The sequence below is a fragment of the Ruegeria sp. BG9 genome, from assembly GCF_056538305.1.
Window position 1 is genome coordinate 243,132 of the sequence record NZ_JBQFSY010000002.1, and the last position, 22,503, is coordinate 265,634.

25 protein-coding genes are annotated in these 22,503 nt (G+C 59.7%); 15 read left to right on the top strand and 10 right to left on the bottom strand.

Annotated elements, in window-relative coordinates:
* Positions 1 to 186: 186 nt before the first annotated feature.
* The 6 genes from ACR0I8_RS04835 to ACR0I8_RS04860 all read left to right on the top strand — a co-directional run bounded on the left by ACR0I8_RS04835 (position 187) and on the right by ACR0I8_RS04860 (position 6,299).
* Positions 187 to 1,305, top strand: coding sequence for a hypothetical protein (locus ACR0I8_RS04835; protein ID WP_170689644.1), 1,119 nt, complete (start codon positions 187 to 189; stop codon positions 1,303 to 1,305).
* Between the two features lie 54 nt (positions 1,306 to 1,359).
* Positions 1,360 to 3,291 carry an ATP-binding protein gene (locus tag ACR0I8_RS04840; RefSeq protein ID WP_170689429.1) on the top strand — a complete coding sequence of 644 codons (1,932 nt, stop codon included), beginning with the start codon at positions 1,360 to 1,362 and terminating at the stop codon, positions 3,289 to 3,291.
* Complete coding sequence (locus tag ACR0I8_RS04845; RefSeq protein ID WP_170689428.1) at positions 3,291 to 3,584, top strand: hypothetical protein; 294 nt, start codon at positions 3,291 to 3,293, stop codon at positions 3,582 to 3,584. Before ACR0I8_RS04840 ends, ACR0I8_RS04845 begins: the two co-directional genes overlap by 1 nt.
* A 454-nt stretch (positions 3,585 to 4,038) precedes the next feature.
* Entirely contained in the window at positions 4,039 to 5,376 is a 1,338-nt protein-coding gene (locus ACR0I8_RS04850) for a DUF6638 family protein (protein ID WP_170689427.1), read from the top strand.
* A gap of 1 nt (position 5,377) precedes the next feature.
* Positions 5,378 to 5,644, top strand: a complete 267-nt coding sequence (locus ACR0I8_RS04855; RefSeq protein WP_170379920.1) for a hypothetical protein — start codon at positions 5,378 to 5,380, stop codon at positions 5,642 to 5,644.
* 10 nt (positions 5,645 to 5,654) lie between these two features.
* Positions 5,655 to 6,299, top strand: coding sequence for a DUF1523 family protein (locus ACR0I8_RS04860; protein ID WP_170689426.1), 645 nt, complete (start codon positions 5,655 to 5,657; stop codon positions 6,297 to 6,299).
* Positions 6,300 to 6,323: 24 nt separating this feature from the next.
* On the opposite strand, the gene ACR0I8_RS04865 is transcribed toward ACR0I8_RS04860, so the two are convergent.
* The 6 genes from ACR0I8_RS04865 to ACR0I8_RS04890 form a co-directional block, all read right to left on the bottom strand.
* Positions 6,324 to 7,418, bottom strand: a complete 1,095-nt coding sequence (locus ACR0I8_RS04865) for a flagellar basal body P-ring protein FlgI (RefSeq protein ID WP_170689425.1) — start codon at positions 7,416 to 7,418, stop codon at positions 6,324 to 6,326.
* Complete coding sequence (locus tag ACR0I8_RS04870; RefSeq protein WP_170689424.1) at positions 7,415 to 8,422, bottom strand: flagellin; 1,008 nt, start codon at positions 8,420 to 8,422, stop codon at positions 7,415 to 7,417. The genes ACR0I8_RS04865 and ACR0I8_RS04870 overlap by 4 nt, the downstream gene beginning before the upstream one ends.
* A gap of 2 nt (positions 8,423 to 8,424) precedes the next feature.
* The gene (gene flgK, locus ACR0I8_RS04875) at positions 8,425 to 9,876 is read right to left on the bottom strand and encodes a flagellar hook-associated protein FlgK (RefSeq protein WP_170689423.1); all 1,452 of its coding nucleotides are present in this window, start codon (positions 9,874 to 9,876) and stop codon (positions 8,425 to 8,427) included.
* A 27-nt stretch (positions 9,877 to 9,903) separates the two neighbouring features.
* Positions 9,904 to 11,199 (bottom strand): flagellar hook-basal body complex protein, encoded by a 1,296-nt coding sequence (locus ACR0I8_RS04880; protein WP_170689422.1) that lies wholly within the window; start codon positions 11,197 to 11,199, stop codon positions 9,904 to 9,906.
* Between the two features lie 91 nt (positions 11,200 to 11,290).
* Positions 11,291 to 12,130 (bottom strand): flagellar motor protein MotB, encoded by an 840-nt coding sequence (locus ACR0I8_RS04885; RefSeq protein WP_170689421.1) that lies wholly within the window; start codon positions 12,128 to 12,130, stop codon positions 11,291 to 11,293.
* A gap of 87 nt (positions 12,131 to 12,217) precedes the next feature.
* A complete protein-coding gene (locus tag ACR0I8_RS04890) occupies positions 12,218 to 13,555 on the bottom strand; it encodes a FliI/YscN family ATPase (protein ID WP_170689420.1) in 1,338 nt (445 codons plus the stop codon).
* An 87-nt stretch (positions 13,556 to 13,642) separates the two neighbouring features.
* Between ACR0I8_RS04890 and ACR0I8_RS04895 the strand changes: the two genes are divergently transcribed.
* From ACR0I8_RS04895 to ACR0I8_RS04935, 9 genes are read left to right on the top strand one after another with little or no spacing between them, the layout of a single operon-like run.
* A complete protein-coding gene (locus ACR0I8_RS04895) occupies positions 13,643 to 14,032 on the top strand; it encodes a FlgB family protein (protein WP_170689419.1) in 390 nt (129 codons plus the stop codon).
* A gap of 12 nt (positions 14,033 to 14,044) precedes the next feature.
* On the top strand, positions 14,045 to 14,431 hold the full coding sequence (gene flgC / locus ACR0I8_RS04900; protein ID WP_170689418.1) for a flagellar basal body rod protein FlgC: 387 nt from the start codon (positions 14,045 to 14,047) through the stop codon (positions 14,429 to 14,431).
* A 12-nt stretch (positions 14,432 to 14,443) separates the two neighbouring features.
* Complete coding sequence (gene fliE, locus ACR0I8_RS04905; RefSeq protein WP_170379937.1) at positions 14,444 to 14,734, top strand: flagellar hook-basal body complex protein FliE; 291 nt, start codon at positions 14,444 to 14,446, stop codon at positions 14,732 to 14,734.
* A gap of 3 nt (positions 14,735 to 14,737) precedes the next feature.
* Positions 14,738 to 15,010 carry a flagellar biosynthetic protein FliQ gene (locus ACR0I8_RS04910; protein WP_170470932.1) on the top strand — a complete coding sequence of 91 codons (273 nt, stop codon included), beginning with the start codon at positions 14,738 to 14,740 and terminating at the stop codon, positions 15,008 to 15,010.
* Positions 15,010 to 15,720: a flagellar hook-basal body complex protein gene (locus ACR0I8_RS04915; RefSeq protein ID WP_170689417.1), complete on the top strand. Its 711-nt coding sequence runs from the start codon at positions 15,010 to 15,012 to the stop codon at positions 15,718 to 15,720. The genes ACR0I8_RS04910 and ACR0I8_RS04915 overlap by 1 nt, the downstream gene beginning before the upstream one ends.
* Positions 15,721 to 15,736: 16 nt before the next feature.
* Complete coding sequence (gene flgG / locus ACR0I8_RS04920) at positions 15,737 to 16,522, top strand: flagellar basal-body rod protein FlgG (protein WP_170689416.1); 786 nt, start codon at positions 15,737 to 15,739, stop codon at positions 16,520 to 16,522.
* Positions 16,522 to 16,938 carry a flagellar basal body P-ring formation chaperone FlgA gene (gene flgA, locus ACR0I8_RS04925; RefSeq protein WP_170379941.1) on the top strand — a complete coding sequence of 139 codons (417 nt, stop codon included), beginning with the start codon at positions 16,522 to 16,524 and terminating at the stop codon, positions 16,936 to 16,938. Before flgG ends, flgA begins: the two co-directional genes overlap by 1 nt.
* A complete protein-coding gene (flgH, locus tag ACR0I8_RS04930) occupies positions 16,938 to 17,669 on the top strand; it encodes a flagellar basal body L-ring protein FlgH (protein ID WP_170689415.1) in 732 nt (243 codons plus the stop codon). Before flgA ends, flgH begins: the two co-directional genes overlap by 1 nt.
* Before the next feature lie 9 nt (positions 17,670 to 17,678).
* Positions 17,679 to 18,188: a flagellar basal body-associated protein FliL gene (locus tag ACR0I8_RS04935; protein ID WP_170689414.1), complete on the top strand. Its 510-nt coding sequence runs from the start codon at positions 17,679 to 17,681 to the stop codon at positions 18,186 to 18,188.
* A gap of 5 nt (positions 18,189 to 18,193) precedes the next feature.
* On the opposite strand, the gene ACR0I8_RS04940 is transcribed toward ACR0I8_RS04935, so the two are convergent.
* Genes ACR0I8_RS04940 through flhA form a run of 4 tightly spaced genes read right to left on the bottom strand, consistent with a single transcriptional unit; the run spans position 18,194 to position 22,501 of the window.
* Positions 18,194 to 18,574 (bottom strand): hypothetical protein, encoded by a 381-nt coding sequence (locus ACR0I8_RS04940; RefSeq protein ID WP_170689413.1) that lies wholly within the window; start codon positions 18,572 to 18,574, stop codon positions 18,194 to 18,196.
* The gene (gene flhB, locus ACR0I8_RS04945; RefSeq protein WP_170689412.1) at positions 18,571 to 19,656 is read right to left on the bottom strand and encodes a flagellar type III secretion system protein FlhB; all 1,086 of its coding nucleotides are present in this window, start codon (positions 19,654 to 19,656) and stop codon (positions 18,571 to 18,573) included. Before flhB ends, ACR0I8_RS04940 begins: the two co-directional genes overlap by 4 nt.
* Positions 19,653 to 20,426, bottom strand: a complete 774-nt coding sequence (locus tag ACR0I8_RS04950; protein WP_170689411.1) for a flagellar biosynthetic protein FliR — start codon at positions 20,424 to 20,426, stop codon at positions 19,653 to 19,655. Before ACR0I8_RS04950 ends, flhB begins: the two co-directional genes overlap by 4 nt.
* Entirely contained in the window at positions 20,423 to 22,501 is a 2,079-nt protein-coding gene (gene flhA / locus ACR0I8_RS04955) for a flagellar biosynthesis protein FlhA (RefSeq protein WP_480702860.1), read from the bottom strand. The genes ACR0I8_RS04950 and flhA overlap by 4 nt, the downstream gene beginning before the upstream one ends.
* Positions 22,502 to 22,503: the final 2 nt, after the last annotated feature.

Here is a 22,503-nt window from a genome sequence, read left to right on the forward strand (position 1 = left end):
CACTTCTGCATGCGTTGGGTGTTGACGGCAGAACATATAAACTGCTCGGCTTTCTCACTCTTTATGTCGGGCCGAGTAGCATGGTCTTCGGGCTTATCATCTTCGCCTTGTACCTTACCTCAGAAGTTTTTCTCCTGCCTTGGCGGCTAAATCACTGTCGAGGAATTGGTTGTGGTAAATCTGAAAATGACTAACCCGACCCAAGACCATGTTGGCCTGACCGACACTTTCGCCTCGCGCCGCTATTTCCGCAAATTCGAGGTGATCACCGTCCACCTCCTGCGCGTGGCCGCGACGATGGAGGCTGAGGGCGCGATCAGCAAGCAAGAGGTGCAGATCGTGTCGCGCTACCTTTCGGGGCTGCTCTACACCTTCCGGGCGCTCAGCATGAAATACCTGCTGGTCGGGCGCGACACGGGGCGGTTCTTTGGCAGCCTCGCCATGGACAAACGCGACAGCGGGTTTCCAGTGGCGGCCGAGCTGCTAACCATGGCCAATGACGCGCAGCAGGCTCAGGTGCATCTGGCGAATATGCCCTCGGAAGATGATCTGAAAACCGAAATGGTGCGAACAATCATCGGCGATCAGGAAATCCCGACCAAGCTGCAATTTGCGCTGTCCCAAAGGCTCTATTACGAGGAATTGCTGAAAGGTCAGCTATTCTGGGCGCGCAACGATCCCGAATGCCACTGGATCGGGAATGAGGGTGAGCGGCGCAAGTTCATGATCCATTGGGCGGTCTATGACAGCCAGATCAATCTGCCGGTCATCTACCTGATGCAGTTGGAGGATAGCGGCAAGACGGCGCTGCCCAAGGATCAACGCCGCTGGCCCGAGGTGCAGGCGCATCTGATGGCGCAATCCTTAGGCGGATTGAAACTGGTGACCATCGCCAAAGGGTTCGATCAGGATTTCGACGACCTGCATCCCAAACACCTACGCCGCATTCACGTGGGGCCGATGTATTCCTCGGCCTTCACGGAACAATCCGGGCCTTTGCGGCAGGTGCTGGAGGACGCGCAAGCTCCGCAAGGTCAGGACTGGGCGTTGGCCTGGACGACTGAGGAGCTGGAAAGCGAAGAGGTCATCGAAGAGCGCGTCGGGTGGTTTTCTACTGTCGAGCGCGAGGTCTTTGCGCTGGACCCCTTTGGAGGGCAAGGGGCCGAGACCGGGGCGACGCGGACGCAGCGGTCGATCATTCTGCCTCAGCGGCCGTTTCAGGTTCTGGCCGAGCGCAACCCGCCGGGCTTTGCCGATGTGCGTAAATTCGTGGTCAGCAAGACGGGGCAGGTGTTGCGCTACTAGTTTCGCCTTCGGCGAGAGTATTTTTGAAAAGATGAAGCATGGGCGGTTTTTGAGATGAGTTTGACGTCAGATCAGATGGAATTGCGCGAAGACGATATTCGCAAGCATTACTCGGCGGCGACGGCCTTGTTGAACGGGTTCGAACATGCGCCGCGGATTGCGAAACCCTTTGATGTGGCGGTTGAGCGGTCCTCGGGCGTGTCGACGGGGCGGCGGTTTCGGTCCACTACGCCGGGATTGGTGACGCGGCGCACTGTCCGGGCCGATGGGGTGCATCTGGTTGAGCGGATCGAGGCCTCGGATGATGGCGATACGCTGGTTTCGCCCCCTCAGGCCACCGCGCAGCAGGCCATTCGGCGCGCGATTGCCATCGCTCTGGCCGTGGCCGAGGCATATGCTGAACAGACGCCGTTGGCCGATTTGAAGCGGGCCAATCTGGCGGGGGATTTGCCTGTTGCGCGCAAGACCGAGTTTTCGGAATTGCTGACGGCTGAGGCACTGATCACCTCTCATGTGCTGGGCAACGCGCTGGCTTATCTCATGTCGTCCCATTTGGGCGAAACCACCGTTGATCTGGGCGAGATCGAAGAGGTTTTGACCGACAATGGCCAGCTTGCCCTGCACGGTGCCTTGTGGGAGCTGGATCAGGTGCTGACCAAACACGCCCCTGACGACGCGCATCTGATCGCCGCTATCAGCGCTTTTGCCGAGCAGCTGATGGACAAGGTCGCCTTGCGCGTAGGGTCCGCTGACCATCTGGCCCCGTTCCAGAACGCGGCCTGGCACATTGAAGCCGACGATCTGACGATCCGAGGGTTTGAGCCGGCCTCGAAGGCCAAATCCACCACGCTCACCATGACGTTCAAGAAACCGAACGAGGTGGTCGGCAACCATATCGCCAAGTATCAGGCGATGAAGTTGGCCAAGATGCTGATGGCCTATGATTTCGACCGCCGCCTGAACCCGTTCGCGGAACTCGGCGGGTTCATCTTTACCTTCATGGGTGACGGCAAACCGGGCACCGGCAAAACCACTCTGATCCAGATGATGGCCGGTCTGATCAACGACTATTGCCAGAACGCGGGCTATCCGTTCCGCTATCAGAACCTCAGCACCGACAATATCGACAGCTATCAGGGCAAATCCGGACAGAACGCCAAGGCGTTTATCAACACGATCATCGACCCCTCGGTCATCGGCTTCGGCACCATCGACGATATCGACCAGCTGGCGGGCAAACGCGGCGACCGGCAGTCCTCGGCCGGGCAGCTGGAAATCACCGCCGTGTTGATGGAGAGCTTTGCGGGTGCCAACACCGTCGTGCGCGGCAACTGCACCTTTGGCATGTTCTCGAACTACCCTGAAAACGTGGACGACGCCCTGCGCCAGCGGGCGGGCGCGCGGTTCCTGGTGGACGGTCCGCAGACGCGTGAGGACTACATCGACATCCTGCACCTGCTGATGGGCCGCAACCACGACATCCCGCTGGGCGAACACGACGCCTATGCCGCGCAAGAGATCAAAAAGGCCGTCGCCGCCAGTTTCGAAAGCCACGCCCGCCCGCATGAGGATGCTTTGATGCAGGTCTATGACCGGGTCTCCTGCGAGATCGGCCAGATGGACACGATCGCCAAGCTGGGCACCTACCTCAAGGCGATCCAGAAGGCGGATGAGCGGTTCACGGGCCGCGCGATCAAGAACATCACCGACGCGGTCAAGGTCCGCGCGATGGATTTCGAACTGCCCGACGAGTGGATGGAGAACCCCGACCTGTTCCTGTTCCGCGACTACGACACCAAGAAGGCCATGATCGAAGACCTGCGTCAGCCGATCACGGTGGACATGGTGATACAGGAAATCAACCGCTACGCCGACAGCGAGTTCCGCTATGCCGACAAAAGCGATGAGGTCGCCATCGAAAACGCCGTGCGTGAAATGGGTCGTATGGAAGAGGCTAAGCGGCGGTACCTGGAGGGGAAGGGATAATGCTCGTCTACGCGATTTCTGGTTTTTCGCTCGTACTGGGTCTGATCCTGACTCTGCGTTGGGGCGTGATCGGATTTATGGGTGCCGTGGCGGTGCTGTTTCTAACCCAGTTCGGTGTCAATGCGGGCGGCGGGTTCGAGGGCACCTCATGGGAAGAGTCCCTGATCCTGTTTGAAAGCAGCGTGGTGTCTTACCTTGGGTTCAACTTGCAGATTACAGGGCGGGCGCTTGCATTGCCATTGTTGGTGTTGGCGGTTGTGGTTATTGGTCGTTTCAAGAGGACGGCGACGTGAATAGTGTGGTTGGGACCCTAGCATTTAATAGTTTGCAAGTGCTACGACTGTGGCGTGCTGCAACTCTGGTCATGCTTTTAGCCCCCCAGGCAATGGCCGGTTCACTTCGATGTCAGTTTCAAGAAGTATTCTTGATTTCAGACGCTGGGCAACGAGCACCTCATCCGTTCGCAGACGTAATTTTGGGAGAAACTTTGATAGTCGACCTCGAAAGCGGGAAAGTTTTTCATCCCCACTTTGGAAATGAGAGCTTCAAGAACCGTCAAATAGTGGATCAAGGCTCATCGCACTCGTCTGCAAAGATCATTGCCTACACAAACCTTAACGCCTCCCCCGTCAAAGGGGATGCCGGTTACAGAAACTTAACTTTGACTCAAATTAGCGTCTACGTAGATGGGCCTGCCAAACCGTTTTTTAGCATTACATCGAACTCGATAGGCATAGGTGTCTGCCAATGATCCGCCTCATTGAAAAAGGCCTGATGTTCGGCAACCTCGTCCACATCTCCAGCCCGGCTCTGGTCAAGCGGTATAATCGCGCGCTGCAGCATCTGGCTGGCAAGACTACGGCGTTGACGGATTTCCATGTCGATATCTCGGGCTATTCGCCGGAGGTGGGGATTGAGCTGGACGACCTGCTCTACCTCAACCCCAACGGGGTCAACCGGCAGTTCATCCTGCTGACGACCGAGCAGAAACGCGCGCCTTTGCTGAACGTCAAATTCTCGACCTCGCGCGATATCCTGCGAGACTTCATCGAGATGAACGAGGCGCAATTGTTCGCCCTGACCGCCACCGACGCGGTGGCCGGAGAGCTGGTGAACTCGGTCTTCAAAATCACCACGCCCAATGATCTGCTGAACCTGCGCAAGATCGAGATTGAGGCCGATACCGCAGGCGGCACGCTGCGCAAGGCCGAGCAGCTGGCGGGCATGGTCGAAAAGTTCAAAACCGAGGAGGATGCCTGGTTCGATGATGTGCTGATCGCCCGGATGATCGAAACGGCGAAAGAAACCGGAGACGTCACCCGCAACCCGGTCCACCTCCGCCACACTGCGTTTGAGCAGCGCAACTTCTGGACGGCGCATTTCGGCGGGCTGTACCTGTTTCCCGACATGGATCACCCGGCGGCGATTTGCATGGGCGAAAAGCCCGATGGTCTGAAAATCAAGTACACGTTTGACCCGTCTCAACGAAACCAGATTGCTAAATTCCTCGACTATAACGATCTGGTGGAACCCATCGTGAAGGCGCGCGGCGTGGATGCGGCGGCGATCCTTCAGCAAAAGATGGATTTTCTGACCGTTGCCGCCGCCGCAGATGCTGATGTTGATCTGATGGGGCTGGATCGCCGCGATATGAGGTGTTTGGCGCGAAACCACTCGGATCGCTTGCCCGAGGCATATCACGGTCTCGCCCAACTCTTGCGCTGGGCGACGGATGGGGGGCCTTGGCCGCGGATCACATCGGACCATCCGGCGTATTTCTACACGTTGCGCGCCGCGGATACGCCGTACCGCGATTTGGTGAATATGTTGCTGTCCGAACTGGCTCCGCTGGACCCCCGCCAGATGTTCATCTGTCACAAAGAGCTGTTCTACAAAACCTATGCCACGTGGCCCGAGGCCAAAAAGGCCTATGTTGCCGAGTTTCTGGCCCGCGAGTATCAAGTGGATAAATCCGGTGCCCGTGCGGCTCTGTTCGGTCATGAACCGGACATGAGCGGAGAAGATCGTGTCAGCGATACAATCATCGCGCGGGTCGGACCTTGGGGCGCCGTCGGGAGGAGTTGATATGTTTGGAGCGATGCGCCTGTTTCTGGTCCTGCTGGTTCTGCAGACAATTGCCTATTTCGCGCTGTCGCTTTATTCGCGCGGCGTCCGACGTCGCAAGCTTGAGACGTGGTGGGACGAGAAGGGCAAACAGGGAAACAAAGAGGCCTTTGTGGAACGCGGGCTGCACGTCTATGACAATTCGTTCCGGCGCAAACTGATCCTGGCGGTTTATATTGTCCCTTGGGTGGCAATCGGCGCATTGATCTACATCGTGAATTATATGTGAGGGTTACAGCATGGCCTATGTGAAATGGGCATTCATTATCATCTTCTGGGGCAGTGTCGCTGTGATCCTGCAATACTCGCTGCCGCAGCATGATGTTGTGCGCATCGTGAACACCTATGAAGAACGGCAAGATCTGAACGACTGGACCCGTATTTTCTGGTCCGAGCCCGAAGACCAATCTGCCAGCCTGTCGAACCGCGACGTGCAGTTTATCCAGGCCGTCCGTGCTAACGGGAAGCCCATCGTCTATCGGAACGAGGATACCGGCTGGGGCTGGCCGTTCTATTTCAAGTTCGACACCGCCAACCTGTACACCGAGGCCAATGACGCGATCTCGGACAAGAACAACCCCGACTGGGTTGTTGTAACCCATTATGGCTGGCGCAATGAGTTCATGTCTATCTTCCCTAACGCCGTCTTTATCAAACCGGTCGACGGGCCGGACGTGCGGATCATCCCGTGGTTCAACATTGTCTTCCTGACGGTCTTTGCTGCCATTGTCTGGGCGCTTTGGGTACGCTGGCGCCGGTTCCGTCAGGCTCGGATCGACCCAATGCTCGAGTCGATGGAAGATGGGATCTATGCCGCAGGCGACGCTATCGATGAACGGCGCGGTCGTTTCCGCCGTTGGCTGGATAGTTGGAAATCAAAATAGGGGCCCGACCCGTGAAGGGGGCCTCTATCGTACGATGAATTCGGCATGCAGGGCGCCCGCGGCTTTGATCGTTTTCAAAATGTCGATCATGTCGCGCGGCGAAACCCCCAGGGCGTTCAGCCCGGCCACGACCTCTGACAGGGTGGTGGCTTCGGGGATCTCGGCCAGGCCGGTGCCTTCTTCCTCTTCGATGCCTGCGAAGGTTCTGGGCACCACGACGGTCTCTCCGTCAGCGAACGGGTTGGGTTGTATGGCAATCGGAGCCTCTTCCACTGTCAAAGTCAGGTTGCCTTGAGACACCGCGACCCGAGAAATCCGAACCTCTTGCCCCATGACAATCGTACCCGAGCGCTGATCGACCACAACGCGGGCCTTGGTTTCAGGCTCAACTAGAATGTTTTCGATCCGACCGATAGCGTGCGCTGTGGACACGGACTGAGTGGCTGCGATGTTCAGTTCAACGGTTCCGGAATCTCGCATGATGGCCACGGCGCGATTGAATTCACGGTTGATGGCCGTTTCAATCCGCCCCGCTGTCGTAAAATCAGGCTCACGCAGGGCCAGCCGCATCTGGGTCAGGGTGGACAAATCAAAGTCGATCTCGCGCTCGACCCGCGCGCCGGATGGGATCACGCCCGAGGTGGGAACGCCCCGGACAACGGACGCGGCCTCACCTTCAGCCGATGCGCCACCTGCCAGCACTGTGCCTTGGGCAACAGCGTAGATCTGTCCGTCCGCCGCGTTCAGCGGGGTCATGATCAGCGTGCCGCCCAACAGGCTACTTGAATCCCCGATAGCCGAGACGGTGACGTCGATCTGCCCTCCGACCCGCGAAAACGGGGGGAGACTGGCCGTCACAAGGACGGCGGCGACATTCTTGGGGCGAAAATCCTCGCCATTCACGTTCACGCCCAGCCGTTCGAGGATGTTGGACATGATCTCTTCGGTGAAGGGGGAATTCCGCAACCCGTCGCCGGTTCCATTCAGTCCCACGACTAGGCCATAGCCGACCAGGTCGTTGCCGCGCACCCCATCGAAATCAACCAGATCTTTCAGACGAATTGCGCCTGCGAACGCAAGGCTGGGCATCAGAGCCAGAAAAAAAACAAGAACCCTCATCTCAGGAAGTTCACCAGTGATAGGTTCGCATTGCGAACGGTGACGGTATAGAGGCTTTCCAGTTGGAACTGCACGGCCTGAAGCTTGGTGGCTGTTTCATAAGGATCGGCCTCGATCAAGGCATTGCGGGTGTATTCCAGGCTGGTGCGCGCGGCGGCATTGCGGCTTGTCGCCTGTTCGACGCGCGCTTCGGCAGCACCGATCTCGGCCCGCAAAATGACCGTGTCATCCTGCGCATTTGCCAGGGCAACACCCAACTGTTTAAACAACCCGGTGCGCTGATCGTTCGGCACCGCCAAGGCATCGTCGGCCACCAGCGCGGCGATAGCAACATCCCTGAGCGCCGCCTTCAGCGCAGGGTCCGTCGCCGTGATATCGAGAGTAATGCGTTCATTTTCGGCAATCTGCATCGATGGCAGCGCGGCGTTCGACCCTTGGTATATCACTGCGTCGAAACCTGCGGGGTCGTTGAACCAAGCCTCGGCTGCGTTGCGAATATCGGTCACGGTCACCAAGCCCGTCAACTCAGCCTCAAGCGCGGTCAGCAAGGTCTCGGCCGAGGGCAACGGCGAGACATCTGTCGCAGTGCCGGAAAACAGGCTGCGACCGCCAATCCGGGTGTTCAGCGCGGACATCATCGTGTCTAGATCATTGCGGGCCTGGACCGAGGCTTGTTCATGCGTCACAGCGTGGTTCGTCGTGCCAAAGGCCAGCAAGGTTGCTGTCATCTCGCCTGTCGAGTCACTGAACACGCCGAGGCTTTGCTGCATGGCGTCCGAGAACAGCTTGGCCTCGGACGTGGCGATGCCAAACGCATCCAAACGCGTCAGGCTGCGGTCCAGATCGAGGAGATGCGAATAGTCGCCGCCCAGATGGCCTGAGACGTCCTGCACCTTGCCGGTCGACATTTCATACGACAGGGTTTCAATCTGTTGCTTGATCTGGGTGGACCGGGTCTGCAAGGTCAAACCTCGGGCAAGATCGCCTATGGATGTCAGCGTCATGTTTATAGCCTCAATAGGGTGTCCATCAGCTCATCCACGACCGAGATGAGACGCGCGTTGGCCGCATAGGCCTGTTCGATCTGCATCAGATGTTGCAGTTCTTGATCGGTATCAACGCCCTGTTCTGCCTCTAGCTGCTGCATCTGCTTCTGGGCACCGGTGGCGAATGTTTTGCGTTGTTCGGCGACATGGGCATCTGCGCCAACGCGCGACATCATCGCCTCGGCGATCTCAGAGGCGCGCATATTTCCGGTGCCAAAGATCGCCCCGGCGACAGGGCGGGATTCAACCAGAACGGCGCTGAACGCTTGCAGCTGGGTCGAATCTCCGGGATCGTTCGGGGCAGCAGCGCCGAGACCTGCACGCAGCCTCCAGCTGTCGCCACCGGAATCCGGGTCGACGACCGTGTTGAGGCTGATGCGAGAGGCAATCCCGGTCAGCATCGTCAAATCCAGACGGTTTCCGCCGTCCGTGAACAAACCCGGATCGGTGGCCAAGGCCGTTGGATCCAACCCGGGTGTTTCAAACCGCTCCACGAGATCGCGCGCAACCGTGTCGAGTTGGGTTTGAACCTCGGGCGCAAGCTGGTCGCGGATTTCAAATTGGGCCGCCAGGGCCCCGCCGCGGATCTGAGCGGTATCACCGCTAGTCCGGACCGGGTTTCCGTTCATCTCCAGCCCCGACAGCAAGCCGTTGCCAACAGTCATATGGGGCTGAGTGTCGCCTGTGGTGGTGAAGGAAAACTCAGCCGCTTTGCCTTCAAGCAGGATCAGCCCGCCATCGGAGTAGAGAGAAACACGGTCATTGTCGCGCGGGACGACATTGACCGGAATCAGCTCATTGACCTGGTCGATCAGAACCTGCCGCTGATCCAGAAAGGCATTGATGTCACCGCCTGAGTTCCGGATCGCGGGAATTCTTGCGTTCAGATCCTCGATATCCCTGAGGGTCTGGTTCAGGCTGGCGATATGCGAGCCGATCGTCCGGTCTGCGTCCGAGCGCAGCTGCCGCAATCCTTCGGATGCCCGGTTCAGACTGGCGGCCAGGTCGCTGCCACTGCGGGCCACTTGATCCAAACGCTCGACCGAGTCAGGCAGGCTGGCGGCGGTGATCAGACTGCTTTCGAACTCGGCCAGACGATTGGAGAGAGATGCCGCGTCCTCGGGCGTGCCCACGACCCTTTCAAGCTGAGTGTGAAAGTCGGCCAAAGCGGATTGGTGCGACAGATCGGCGTCAGTGGCGCGGCGATTGGCCGTTAGAACCGGGTCCTGATGCCGAATGATGCCTGCGGTGCGGACGCCATTGCCTGAAATCAGGCTGGTGGTCAGCTCCAATGAGCGTTTCGCATAACCGGGTGTCAGGGCGTTGGCGATATTTCCGGAAACGACCGACGCACCCCGGCTGGTGGCGGTCAGGCCGGTCATGGCGTTGTTCAAAGCTGTCGACAGGTTCATCCGACGGGTCCTTTCCGAGGGTCAAAATCAGCGTTTGATATTGGTGGTTTCCTGCAGCATCTCATCCACGGTCTGGATCACCTTGGCGCTTGAGGAATAGGCGCGCTGGGTCTTGATCATCGAGGTCAGCTCGGTCGCGACATCCGTGGTGGATTCCTCGCGCGCGAAGGATACGAGGTCACCCGTGGGGCCCTCGCCCGCATTCCACAGGAAGAACGTGCCACTTTCACGCGAGGGTGCGTAGGTCTGGCTATCCAGCGCGGTCAGGCCGTTGGGGTTTGGGACATCTGCCAGAGGGATCTGGAACATGCGGCGGCTGACGCCAGTGTCGTAGAAGGCATAGACATATCCGTTTTCATCGACCTGAACGCTGGTCATCGTTCCCACCGCTGACCCGTCGCGCGTGATCGAGACGGGAGCGAAGGTGTCCGAAAGCTGCGTGATCCCATCCGCATCGCCGATCTGACCTATATTGATCTCCATTGGTCCGCCCGCGACGTTCACCACTACGCTGCCGGTTGTCGGATCATACGCGCCGCCCGAAACAGGAGTGACCGTGGCAAGCGTACCGCCAGCGGTCCGGCTGTCGGTGAAGGTCAGAGTGTATTCGCCGATCACCGCCCCGCCTGACGCTGAATCGCGCATGATCATGGTCCATTCATTGCTGGACCCTGTTGCCGGAACGGTTGGTACCAGCTCGATATCGACGCTCTCGGATTTGCCCAGGTTGTCGAAATATTCAACGGACAGAGGCTGCGTATCACCCGGCGCGCCCGCATCTGTGGCGGTCGCGGGCAGGTTCATGCGAAGGTTCATCTGTGTTGTCGGAGCACCGGACAGCTGGTTTACACTCAGCTGAATGGGCTCAAGCGCCGCGGGCGTATCCCGTGGCACAGCAGGGATCGAGCCATCCGGGTTCGCGCGCCATCCCAGAAGCACCAGACCCGATTCGGTGACCAGATAGCCCTGATCATTGGTGCGAAACGACCCGGTGGTGGTCAGCAGCATCTCATTCGAGCCACCCGCAATCTGCGAGCTTGGCCGCACCGGCAGCATGCCCCGCCCGCGCACCGCCAAATCGGTCGAGTTGTTCGTTGTGACCAGCGAGCCGCGTTGATCAATCAGTCGCTGGCTCGTAGTGCGCACACCACCGGCGGAATAGCTGCCCCCCTGGCCCGAGGTGACCATGGAGTGAAAATCCGTCTCCACCCGCTTGTAGCCGTAGGTTGAGGAGTTGGCGATGTTGTCTGAAATCGTAGCCAGCCTGTTGGCATTGGCCTTCAACGCCGCCACACCGGCATTCAGCGAAGAGGAAATGGTCATTGGCACGCCCTTCTGTTGCGTCAATCGTTGATGCAACAGGTAACGCGCTGGGCCTTAACAGCGCGCTAACAGGTAAAATGCCACCTATCCTTTAGCGATTTCGCAGAAAGATCACCTCGATCCGGTTGTTGCGCACGGCCATGGGATTGCTGTTCGACAACTCTCGGTCCGCGTGCCCGGTCACCCGGTCAAGCCTCTGTTCTGAAAACCCTCTATCCTCAAGAAGCTGCCGGACAACCTGCGCCCGCGCGGTGGACAGATCCCAAGCCGGGTTGTCGGCCAGAACCACCGGAGACGCGCTGACATGCCCTTCGACGGCGACGTCATTGCGCACCAGATCCGATGATCGGGCCACCAATAGGGCAAGCGCGCGCATCATCGTGGTCGGCTTGTCTGTTCCCGATTCGAACAGAGGCTGATCCTCGGTGTCGAACAGTTCGACCACCAGCCCTTCGTCGGTGACTCGCGTGACGATGTGCTTCAGCACTTTGTCCGACACCATACTCTCACCCGTGCGCCCCAATAGCTGCGCCTCGAGCGTCGAGAACTCCTCGGTCGTTCCTTTGCCTGCGCCGTCGGCATCCACCCCGGTGGAGCCGCGCGCCTTCCGGGCATCGGTCGGGAAACGGGCGCTTGCACCCGATCCGTCCATCACCATCGTTTTCTCGGAAAACATGTTGTTGCCGCCAAAGGCCCCATCGCCCCCACCTGAGACCGGGTTCACCGGAATCGTTGGCGAGAAGTAATCCGCCAGCCCTTTGCGTTGTTTTTCGGTCGTTGCATTTAGCAGCCACATCAACATGAAGAAAGCCATCATGGCCGTGACGAAGTCCGCATATGCGACCTTCCACGCGCCACCGTGATGGCCATCGCCACCTGATACACGCTTCTTCTTGATGATGATTGGCGCCGCATTGGTTTGCGCACCCATCTCCACCACCTTTTTATCACCCAGTTACAGGCGTAGCAGTGCAGGTCTTAAGGGCGGCTTAACACTTAAAATGCTTCGGATTTCACTTCATCGTGGCAAGCCTGCCGACGCCCTGCGCAGGATCAGCGACAACCGGTTGAAGCTGTTCTCAATACCCTCCGGATCGGTTTTGCCGAAGAAGCTGTCCAGCTCATCATGAACACGCACGGCCTGATCCAGTACCGGGTCCGACCCCGCGGCATAGAGTCCGGCCCGGATCATCACCTCAGACTGCTCGTAGCTGCCCACAAGCTTGCGGGTTTCCGAGATCATCTGGTTCTGGGCCTCGGTCGCGGCAGCAGGCAGGCTGCGCGACACTGATCGGCTGAGGTCAATCGCGGGGAATCGCCCGCGCTCGGCGATGTCGCGGCTCAGGACGATATGACCGTCCAGAACGCCACGCAGGATATCCGCAACGGGTTCGTCCATATCGGAGCCAGCGACCAGAACGCTGAAAACAGCCGTAATGTCGCCCAGCGCCTGTGTGCCCGGACCGGCGCGCTCACACAGATTGGCGATCATAGGAGTCACCGACGGAGGGAACCCGCGCAGCGAGGGGGATTCCCCCATCGCCACGGCGATTTCTCGATGCGCCTCGGCAAAGCGGGTGACCGAATCGGCCAGGAACAACACGTTAAGGCCCTGATCCCGCAGATACTCGGCCACCGACATCGCCGACCACGCGCAGCGGCGTCGGGCCAGAGCGGACTGATCCGAGGTCGCCGCCACCACAATAGCGCGTTTCATCGCCTCGGGCCCCAGCGCATGGGCCACGAATTCATTCACTTCGCGCCCGCGTTCCCCGACCAGAGCCACCACAACCGCATCCGCCTGCATCGACCGGGCCAGAGTCGCCAGCAGCGTCGATTTCCCGACGCCCGAACCAGCGAAAAGGCCAACGCGCTGGCCCTGCACGATCGGCAGCATGGTGTTAAGCACTGCCAGGCCCGTTGCCATCCGCTCACCCAGCGGTTTGCGCTCCACGGCGGGCGGAGGAGGTTGCACAATGTCCCGCGCCTGCGCCCCCGGCAGCAGCGGTTTTCCGTCCAGAGCCCGGCCAAACGGGTCAATGACGCGACCCAACCAATGCATCCCCGGCGCAAACTCGGGTGAGGCCTTCAGGCTCACCCGGTCGCCAAGGCTGACGCCATCGGGCGCAGAGCCGGGAATCATGTGGATATGCTCGGCCCCCACATGCAGAACTTCGCCCTCAAGATCGGAACCCGCGCGGCGGTGCAGTTTCAACAGGTCACCGATTCGCGCGTGGTCCGTCAGGCCGCTGACCTCGATCACCCCATGCGCCACGCCGGAGACAAGGCCCACATGGCGCACCGCGGACAGCCTGTCGAATTCGTATTTCAGAAGCATCGGATCGAGATCGGACATTGTGGGTTCTCCAACTGTGTTCTGAAAACGGTTTCTAAAGGAATCGGGGTTAAGCCTTGATTGAAATTGATCGAGGGAGAAGCCCCGATGTTCTTTGACCTGAACGTCTTTAAGACAGCGTACGCAATGGCAACCCACGCCGGACAACGGCAGGCCGTCATTGCGCGCAACATGGCCAACGCTGATACACCGGGCTACCAGCCCCGCGATATCGAGGCCTTTAAAACCGCATTCGAAAACACCTCGGCCAAGACCGAAATGACCGCCACCCGGCAGGGTCATCTGAACGGCAGCAACCTAACCGGGCAAAGCTGGGCCGAGTATGAGGCTGAGCCGCATGGCGATCCCAATGGCAATGGCGTGTCGTTGGAAGGCGAGATGCTCAAAGCGATTGAGGTCAAGCGCCAGCACGACCGCGCTTTGGCGATCTATCGCTCGTCCATTGGCATTCTGCGCACCAGTCTGGGCCGCGGGTAAGGAGCGTTTGATATGAGCGATTTTTCCCATTCCCTATCCGCCTCGGCCAGTGCGTTGCGCGCGCAGGCGGCCCGATTGCGGCACGTGTCCGAGAATATCTCGAACGCGGATACGCCCGGATACCGGCGTAAGACCGTCCCGTTTGAGACCGTCCAGCAGGACGGCAGGGCGATGGTGCAGGCGGGCCGTGTGCAACTGGATCGCCGCGACCTGTCGCGCATTCACGACCCGAGTCACCCGCTTGCGGATGAGAGCGGGCACTACCTCGGTTCGAATGTCGATCTGATGATCGAGATCGCCGACGCGCGTGAAGCGCAGCGCAGCTACGAGGCCAATCTGAAAATGTTCGATCAGACGCGGCAGATGTCGTCGTCGCTTATGGAATTGCTTAGAAAATAAAGGAGAACCAGAATGGATATCCGATCCCTGACCGCCGCACAGAACTATACTGTGGCCCGCCCTGCAACGCAGGCCAATCCTGATCATGAAGGTATGGCACAGGGCCTGCGTTCAACGTTTCAGGACTTTGCCACGACCCTCAAGCAAAGCGAGCACATGTCGCAGGCTGCGATGACCGGGCAGGCCGACCCGCATGCGCTGGTGCAGGCGCTGGCCCAGACTGAACTTGCGGTCGAAACGGCCGTGATCGTTCGCAACAAGGTGGTCGAGGCCTATCAGGAAATCCTGAGAATGCCGGTCTGAGCCATGCTTAGCGAAGGTCTGTTCTACGACATCGTCCGTCAGGCGCTTTGGGTCGCGGTGATCACCTCGGTCCCGATCCTGACGGTGGCGCTGATCTCGGGCTTGATCGTGGGCCTGTTTCAGGCCCTCACCTCGGTGCAGGAGATGACGCTGACCTTCGTGCCCAAACTGATCGCCATCGTCATCGTGTTCTGGATTTCGATGGGGTTCATGACCCAGACACTTGTCACGTTTTTCACGGGAACCCTGGTTCCGCTGATCGCAGGAGGTCGCTGATGGATACCGCCTATGTCACCCTGTCCCGCCAATCCGGGCTGATGAATGAAATGCGGCTGGTGGCGAATAATATCGCCAATGCCAATACCACCGGCTATCGCGCGCAGGGGCTGGTGTTCTCGGAATTTGTCCGTGACATGCCAGGCAATCCGTCCCTGTCCATGAGCCGGGCCGAGGCGCGCAATACCTCCCACCAGCAAGGTGTCCTGACCGAAACCGGAGGGCAGTTCGACTTTGCCATCGAGGGGGACGGATTCTTCATGGTGGAAACACCCGAAGGCAACCGCCTGACCCGCGCGGGCAGTTTCTCCCCCAATGCCGAGGGCGATCTGGTCGCCCCGGATGGCGCGCGGGTGTTGGACAGCAATGGTTCGCCAGTTTTTATCCCGCCCGATGCGGCCTCGATTGATGTGGGCAGCGACGGCACGCTCAGTGTCGAGGGGCAATTGCTGGGTCAAATCGGGGTGTACCGCGTCGAGGACCTCAAGGATCTGGTGCGTGAGGGCAATACGCGGTTCAACGCGACAGGCAATATTGACCCCGTTGATGAGCCGGTTGTCCTGCACCGATTTCTCGAAGGCTCAAATGTCAACGCCATCGCTCAGGTGACCCGGCTGATCGAAATCCAGCGCGCTTACGAACTGGGTCAGAGCTTTCTCGAAACCGAACATGAACGGGTACGCGGCGCGCTCAAGGCGCTGATGCGCTAAGATAAGGAGACATCCCATGCGGGCATTGAAAATCGCGGCGACGGGTATGACCGCGCAGCAAATGCGGGTCGAGACGATCTCGAACAACCTCGCGAATATGAACACTACCGGATACAATGCGCGCCGGGCCGAGTTCGCGGATCTGCACTACCAACAGATGGCGCGGGCCGGCGCGGTCAATGCCTCAGACGGAACGGTGCTGCCAACAGGTATTCAACTGGGTTTGGGCGTACGCCCGGCCGCCGTGACAGTGCAGCTGGCGCAAGGGGCCGTGTCGGCGACTGGCAATGATCTGGACGTGGCCATCGAAGGGCGCGGCTATCTTGAGGTGACACTGCCCAACGGTCAGGCCGCCTTTACGCGCGATGGCAGTTTGAAACGCTCGGCCGAAGGGCTGATCGTGACATCGGACGGGTTCGCCGTCTCACCCGAGATCACAATCCCGGACGATGCACGGTCCATTTCGATCAATGCCTCAGGCGAGGTCTACGCCTATTTCGACGATGTCCCCGAAGGCCAACGCCTGGGTGAGTTCACCTTGACCAGTTTCTCAAACGCCAAGGGCCTGGAGGCCATTGGCAGCAACCTGTTCAAAGAGACCGAGGCTTCCGGCGCACCGGTACAGGGCGTACCGGGAGAGGACGGATTGGGCACTTTGCGGCAAGGGTATCTTGAGGACAGCTCGGTCGATGCTGTGCGCGAGGTGACGGAACTGATCGAGGCCCAGCGGGGCTATGAGATGAACGCCAAGGTCATCACCGCCGTCGATCAGATGATGAGCGCAACGACGCAGGTGCGCTGATGCGTGTTTTGCTGTTGAGCCTGGCCCTGATGGCGCCAGTTGGGGCCCTCGCCGAGATTGTGGTGCCGACCCGGACGATCCGCGCGAAAGAGATCATCTCGCCCGCGGATCTTGAGACAAAGGCCCGTGACCTGCCGGGGGCTGTAACCGATCCGAATGCGCTGATCGGGCAGGAGGCCCGCGCCGCACTCTATCCTGGCCGCCCCATTCGCGCGGCGGATGTCGGACCACCCGCGCTTGTGGATCGCAATGATCTGGTCGTTCTGGTGTTCAGCAGCCAGCCGCTGTCGATCACCACCGAAGGCCGCGCGCTGGGCCGAGGCGCGGTGGGGGACCGAATTCGTGTAATGAACCTGTCCTCGCGGACAACAGTTACGGGCCGTATCCGGTCTGATGGTCAAATCGAGGTAAAATGATGTCTGGATTGTCAAAACCCCTTCTTCTTGCGGTACTTACGATTTCGGCCTGCGGGCGACTGGATCACCTGGGCAAACCGCCCAGCTTCACCCCGACCGAGGATTCGCCGGAACAGGTGGCGATGCTGTGGCCGGGCCTGCCCTTGCATACTCAACCGCAGCGAACGGTGGATCGGTCGTCGCTTTGGAGTGGGGGGCAGCAGTCGCTGCTTGGTGACCAGAGGGCCATCAAGAAAGGCGATATCCTGACCGTCGTGATTGAGCTGGATGAAGAGGCTGAGATTTCCAACAACACCAACAGGTCGCGGTCAGGATCTGAAAATCTGTCGGTGCCGCACCTGTTCGGATTGCCACAAAGGGCACAGGGTAAACTGGCCGAAGGGGCCTCGTTCGACGAGGCCGTTGGGATCGAGTCTGAGGCCTCAAGCTCTGGCCGCGGTTCGGTGCGACGGAATGAGAAACTGACCCTGCGCGTGGCCGCGACGGTGATCGATGTGCTGCCGAACGGAGTTCTCTCGATCTCGGGCGCGCAAGAGCTGCGCGTGAATTTCGAACTGCGAGAGCTGCTGGTCGCAGGCTATGTGCGCCCGCAGGACATCTCTCGCAAGAATGAGATTACCTACGACAAAATTGCCTCGGCGCGTGTGTCCTATGGTGGTCGCGGGCAGATCACGGATGTGCAACAGCCGCGCTATGGCCAGCAGATTCTCGATACCGTTTTGCCGTTCTAAGGGGCTCTCATGATCAAAAAACTGCTTCCCGTGATCTTTCTGATCATTGGCACGAGCGCCGGCATCGGCGCCGGGACCTTCCTTGGGTCCGGTGAAACGAAGAAAGAGACCGAGGGGCCTGAAAAGGTTGAAAAGGCGAAAAAGGAAACAAAGGAAAAGCATGCCAAGGATAAGGAGAAAAAGGGTGAGGGCGAAGGCTTCGAATACCTCAAGCTCACCAAGCAATTTGTCGTGCCGATTGTGGAGGATGAGGAGATCTCAGCCCTCGTCACCATGTCCCTGAGCCTTGAGGCAAACTCGGCCATCACCGAAACCTTCTACGCGATCGAGCCAAAGCTGCGGGACGGTTTTCTGCAAGTGCTGTTCGATCACGCCAATACCGGAGGGTTCGACGGTGCTTTCACGCATTCCGACAACCTCGGCACCTTGCGAAAATCTCTGCTTGAGGTGGCGAAGAAGGATCTAGGTGACGATGTCTCCAAGGTCCTGATCATGAGTGTCAGCCGCCAGGATACCTGAGGTCGTCACGGTTTGGGCTGTGACTGCGCGCGTTTCTGTTCGGCCTTGAGGGTGTCATTCAAACGTTCAACGGCTTGTTTGCGCCCAAAGGCCTGACGCAGTTGCTGCATGGCTGCAAGCTTCTGTGCCCGGCATCGCGCCAATTCCATGTTCAATTGCCGCCGTGTCGCGGCCTCCCACCCATTCCACAAAACATCGGTTCCGGTGATCTGATACCCATCGGTCACCGCACTGTCCTGACGGGTTTGCACGACCTGTGCGTCAAGACGCGCCAACTGAGCCTGCACACGCGCTTCGGCCTCCAACACGGGGCGCAGCTTTTGATATTCGCTTTGATAGACCGCTTCGGTGACCGATTTCAGGGCGGGCAGTTCGTGGCGTTTCATCCAATCTGTCCTTTCGCGCGCTTTCGCATGGCTTCGGCAAAACGGATCGCAGCAGCGACCGGGCGATAGTGTTCTTCGGCGATCTCCTGCCCGATCTCGACGGTCGCGTGAATCGCGCGCGCCGTTGGCGGGTCCGAATGGATGGGAACGCCCGCCTCGCCCGCAGCCGACCGGATCGCGGCGGCTACCTCGTCGACACCCTTGGCCACGCAGACAGGGGCCGTCCCAGGCCCCCGGGACCATTTCAAAGCGACCGCATAGTGGGTCGGGTTCACGATCACGACGTCGGCTTTAGGCACATCGGCCATCATCGGATTGGTCGCAATCTCCTGCGCCCGTGCGCGGCGCTGTTGTTTGACATGCGGGTCGCCCTCGGCGTCCTTGGTCTCATCCTGGATTTCCTTTCGCGACATCCGGTTCTTGCGCATGTGTTCGGCATATTGCCAAACGTAGTCGACGACCCCGATCGCAAGCGCGATGGCGATTACAATGAACAGAAAGCGAAATAGCAGGTTCATCATCAGCAGGATCGAGCTGTGGGCTGGAGCGGCGCTGGCGGAAACGATCTCGGTCAGGTTGGCCTTGAGGAACAGGGCCAGACAAGTGCCGTAGATCACCAGTTTGGCAAAGCTCTTGGCGAATTCGAACAGCCCGCTCCGCCCGAACTTGTTCTTGGCGTTGTAAAGGAGCGAGATCCGCGAGAGTTTGGGTTGCAACTTGGTGGGTGCAAAAATCAACGCACGCTGGGCGATAAGGCTCAGTAGAACCGCTGCTGTCGGAAGCGCAAACAGAAGGGCCACCGGCAAAAGCGCGCCTTTCAGCATTCCGGCGACCGGTGCTGATGCAGGCCCCGAAGTAACAAGCTGCGCGATGTCATCCGACTGGTCGATCAGAACCACAAACAATGTGCCCATCTGATCGACTGTAAACTTTCCGACCGTCAGTAGCGCGATCAGCAAACCGGTATAGGCGGCAACAACGGACAGATCGTTGGACTTTGCTACCTCACCTTTTTCGCGCGCTTTCTGAAGCTTCTGTGGCGTCGGGTCAAAGGACTTGTCACTGTCGTCGTCCGCGCTCATCGACCGGATTCCAGCGGGTTGAGGGTGAATGAGAACAACGCATCCGCCCAAACAGACAGGATCAAGGGCGCTCCGGCAAACAGCAGGAACAGCCCGGCAAAGGTGATCGCCGGGGCGCCGACAAAGGCAACCATCAGCTGCGGCATCGCCCTGTTAATGACCCCGAGGGCGAGGTTGTAGATCAATGAGGCGATCACGAACGGAGTGGCAAGCGCAAAGGCCAACCCAAAGCTATGGGCGACTTGCCTGACGCCCCATTGTGATAGATCAGGGGCCGAGAGGGCCCGCCCCATCGGGAACATGGCGTAGCTGTGGATCAGGAACTCGGCAACGCGGATGTGCAGCCCCATCAGTACTGCTAGGGCCAGTCCGGCCAGGGTCAGGAACATCCCCAGCGCGGGGGCCGGATCGGCGGCCGCGCCACCCAGAAGCTGGGACAGCGACGTCGATTGCGCCGCGATGGACCCGGCGGTCTGCAGGGCCAGCACAAACAGGCGCAACCCCATGCCCAGAACCATGCCGACCAGAACCTCGGTGCCGACCAGGCGCGCCATCGGCAGCAGGCCCGGACCGGATTGCTGGGAGGGCACCGCTGGCAACACGATCAGGGTAAAGGCCACGGCGACCGCAAGCTTGACCCGGACCGGGATGCTGCGTTCGCCAAAAGCGGGCAAGAGGGTGACCACAGCGGACACCCTCAGAAAAACGGCAAACGCATGCCACAGCCCCGTGCCGAGTTGTCCCAACAGCTCGGGCGGCAGGGCGATCATGCGGGTACGGTTCCGACCAGGGCGGGGCGAGCCTCGAGCCCGATTTCTTCGAAGGAGAGAACCGGATTGGACACCCCGCGCGCCTGCATGATCGAGCGCAACAGGCGGCGCCGGCGGGTCGAGGTCACGACGGCTGGAAACAACCCGTGATCGGCGGATTGTGCGACGCTGTCCACCACACCGTCGGCCAGCTTGTTGAACAGGTTGGGGGGCAATGCCACGTCCAGCCCAGCGGCTGGGCCGTCAATCTGGTAGCTGGCAAACGTATCCTCCCATTCGGGGGCCAGTTGGATCAGCGGGATTGAGCCATCCTCACGCTTCATCTCGGCCACCAGCTGAAAGCCCAGCCGCTGGCGGACCAGTTCGCAAATGCCTTCGGGCTGGGTGGTGGTCAGGCGTGCTTCGGCCACGCTTTCCAGGATCAGGGCCATGTTGCGGATCGAGACACGCTCATCCAGCAGCAACCTCAGAACCGCGTGCAGCGTATCGATCGGCACCTTGTCGGGGATCAGTTCATCCAGCAGCTTGCGATTTGCCTCGGCCCGGACAGGATCGCTGAGGCGGGTCATTTCGGACAACAGACGTCGCAAGGACTTCAATGTCAGCAGGCGTGAGAAGTTCTGCTTGATGATCTCCAGCAGATGGGTCGCCAGAATCTCGGGCGGTGAGACGATGGTGGCCCCGTTCAGGGCGGCATCCTCTTGATCTTTGGGCAGAATCCAGCGTGCGGGGGCACCGTAGACAGGCTCGGTCACGTCATTGCCGTCGGGCAGAAACTCATGCCCGTCCTGCACCAGCGCCAACACCAGATCGGGGTTCAGCACGCCACGTGCCTGTTCGACGCCCTGCACCTTGATGACATAGGTGCCGGTGGGCAGTTCGGCGCGGTCGGTCAGGCGAATCTCGGGCAGGATGAGGCCAAAGGTCGAGGCCACATAGGTCCGCATATTCGCAATGCGCGCGTCCAACCCGGTTCCGGGATTAAGCACCATGCTGACAAGGTCGGGCGCGAATTCCAGATGCACGTCGTCCAGATCCAGAATATCTCCGATTGCTTGCGAAACAGGGGTTTCCGCTTCGGACGCGGGGGTCTGGGCCTGAAGCACCTCGGCCTTCTGTTTTTGATGGACCCTGAAGGCCGCGTATCCCAAGACACCCGCGCCCAGCATGAAGGGCAGGAAGGGCAGGCCGGGGACGAGGGCGAAAAGAACCATCAACACAGCCACCGTGCCCAGCGCAGCCGGGTGTTTGCCCAGTTGCGAGAAGATGGCGTTGTCGGTCGCGCCCTGCGTGCCGCCGCGCGCCAGCAATAGCGCCGAGGCGATCGAGATGATCACCGCCGGGATTTGCGAAACCAGACCATCGCCCACGGTCAGAATGGCGTAGGTTTCAAAGGCAGATGTGACCGGCATGCCATGTACGATCACGCCCATGACCAGTCCCATCACAAGGTTCAGCAGCGTGATCAACAGTCCGGCAACCGCATCGCCTTTGACGAATTTAGACGCACCGTCGAGCGAGCCGAAGAAGGTCGTCTCCTGCTGTTCGCGTTCGCGCCGCTCTTTGGCTTGCTGGTGGTCGATGGCCCCGGCGGACATGTCGCTGTCGATGGCCAGCTGTTTGCCCGGCATTCCGTCCAAAGCAAAACGCGCGCCGACCTCGGCCATCCGCGCGGCGCCCTTGGTGATCACCATGAAATTCACGATCAGCAGGACGCAGAACACTACGAGACCCAGAAAGATACTGCCGCCCATCACGAAATTGGCGAAGCCTTCGATCACGTTGCCCGCCGCATTTGGCCCGGTATGGCCCTGACCGATGATCAGTTTGGTCGATGAGACGTTAAGTGACAGCCGCAGAATCAACGAGGCCAGCAAGATTGACGGAAAGGATGAGAAATCCAGCGGGCGTTCGATGAACAGCGTCAGGGTGAATATCAGAATGGCCAGCGCGAAGGAGGCGGCCAGCCCCACATCCAGCACCCAGGCGGGCATTGGCAGGATCATCATCACGATGACGGTCATCAGCGCCAGTGCCAACAGGACGGTGGGCGAGAACAGGGACCGGGCGTTCATGG

Coding starts and splice junctions, on each gene's coding strand:
- ACR0I8_RS04835 (WP_170689644.1), top strand. CDS start 187: ATGACTAACCCGACCCAAGACCATGTTGGCCTGACCGACACTTTCGCC.
- ACR0I8_RS04840 (WP_170689429.1), top strand. CDS start 1,360: ATGAGTTTGACGTCAGATCAGATGGAATTGCGCGAAGACGATATTCGC.
- ACR0I8_RS04845 (WP_170689428.1), top strand. CDS start 3,291: ATGCTCGTCTACGCGATTTCTGGTTTTTCGCTCGTACTGGGTCTGATC.
- ACR0I8_RS04850 (WP_170689427.1), top strand. CDS start 4,039: ATGATCCGCCTCATTGAAAAAGGCCTGATGTTCGGCAACCTCGTCCAC.
- ACR0I8_RS04855 (WP_170379920.1), top strand. CDS start 5,378: ATGTTTGGAGCGATGCGCCTGTTTCTGGTCCTGCTGGTTCTGCAGACA.
- ACR0I8_RS04860 (WP_170689426.1), top strand. CDS start 5,655: ATGGCCTATGTGAAATGGGCATTCATTATCATCTTCTGGGGCAGTGTC.
- ACR0I8_RS04865 (WP_170689425.1), bottom strand. CDS start 7,418: ATGAGGGTTCTTGTTTTTTTTCTGGCTCTGATGCCCAGCCTTGCGTTC.
- ACR0I8_RS04870 (WP_170689424.1), bottom strand. CDS start 8,422: ATGACGCTGACATCCATAGGCGATCTTGCCCGAGGTTTGACCTTGCAG.
- flgK (WP_170689423.1), bottom strand. CDS start 9,876: ATGAACCTGTCGACAGCTTTGAACAACGCCATGACCGGCCTGACCGCC.
- ACR0I8_RS04880 (WP_170689422.1), bottom strand. CDS start 11,199: ATGACCATTTCCTCTTCGCTGAATGCCGGTGTGGCGGCGTTGAAGGCC.
- ACR0I8_RS04885 (WP_170689421.1), bottom strand. CDS start 12,130: ATGGGTGCGCAAACCAATGCGGCGCCAATCATCATCAAGAAGAAGCGT.
- ACR0I8_RS04890 (WP_170689420.1), bottom strand. CDS start 13,555: ATGTCCGATCTCGATCCGATGCTTCTGAAATACGAATTCGACAGGCTG.
- ACR0I8_RS04895 (WP_170689419.1), top strand. CDS start 13,643: ATGTTCTTTGACCTGAACGTCTTTAAGACAGCGTACGCAATGGCAACC.
- flgC (WP_170689418.1), top strand. CDS start 14,045: ATGAGCGATTTTTCCCATTCCCTATCCGCCTCGGCCAGTGCGTTGCGC.
- fliE (WP_170379937.1), top strand. CDS start 14,444: ATGGATATCCGATCCCTGACCGCCGCACAGAACTATACTGTGGCCCGC.
- ACR0I8_RS04910 (WP_170470932.1), top strand. CDS start 14,738: ATGCTTAGCGAAGGTCTGTTCTACGACATCGTCCGTCAGGCGCTTTGG.
- ACR0I8_RS04915 (WP_170689417.1), top strand. CDS start 15,010: ATGGATACCGCCTATGTCACCCTGTCCCGCCAATCCGGGCTGATGAAT.
- flgG (WP_170689416.1), top strand. CDS start 15,737: ATGCGGGCATTGAAAATCGCGGCGACGGGTATGACCGCGCAGCAAATG.
- flgA (WP_170379941.1), top strand. CDS start 16,522: ATGCGTGTTTTGCTGTTGAGCCTGGCCCTGATGGCGCCAGTTGGGGCC.
- flgH (WP_170689415.1), top strand. CDS start 16,938: ATGTCTGGATTGTCAAAACCCCTTCTTCTTGCGGTACTTACGATTTCG.
- ACR0I8_RS04935 (WP_170689414.1), top strand. CDS start 17,679: ATGATCAAAAAACTGCTTCCCGTGATCTTTCTGATCATTGGCACGAGC.
- ACR0I8_RS04940 (WP_170689413.1), bottom strand. CDS start 18,574: ATGAAACGCCACGAACTGCCCGCCCTGAAATCGGTCACCGAAGCGGTC.
- flhB (WP_170689412.1), bottom strand. CDS start 19,656: ATGAGCGCGGACGACGACAGTGACAAGTCCTTTGACCCGACGCCACAG.
- ACR0I8_RS04950 (WP_170689411.1), bottom strand. CDS start 20,426: ATGATCGCCCTGCCGCCCGAGCTGTTGGGACAACTCGGCACGGGGCTG.
- flhA (WP_480702860.1), bottom strand. CDS start 22,501: ATGAACGCCCGGTCCCTGTTCTCGCCCACCGTCCTGTTGGCACTGGCG.